A 320-nucleotide genomic window follows, 5' to 3' on the forward strand; every position below is an offset into this window, starting at 1 on the left:
TACAATCCATACAGGCGGCATTCCAGTATCGGGATGCACAGCCCCGTCACGTTCGAAGGGCTCAACCTGCCCTCAGACACCACCGAGTGACCTCACCGCAGGTGTCCGTGCTACGGGGGGAACCTCACCTTCCTGCCTGACCTCGCAGGGAGCTTGAACAACCTCGGCATCCGCCTGGCGGAGGTGGGTGACGAGCGGGCCGCGCTGGAGCCGACCCGCGAGGCTGTGGAGATCCGCCGCGAGCTGGCCGAGGCCGAACCCGCCGCCTACCTGCCCGACCTCGCAGGGAGCCTGAACAACCTCGGCAACCGCCTGGCGGA

At 67.5% G+C, this 320-nt stretch carries 1 protein-coding gene; it reads left to right on the top strand.

Annotated features, from left to right (window positions below; translation table 11 throughout):
- Positions 1-153 precede the first annotated feature (153 nt).
- Positions 154-320 (top strand): hypothetical protein (locus tag QSK21_RS36310; RefSeq protein WP_352231373.1); only part of this gene is annotated, 167 nt, incomplete at its 3' end.

Source organism: Actinomadura sp. NBRC 104412 (genome assembly GCF_030269515.1).
In the GTDB taxonomy this organism is placed as follows: domain Bacteria; phylum Actinomycetota; class Actinomycetes; order Streptosporangiales; family Streptosporangiaceae; genus Spirillospora.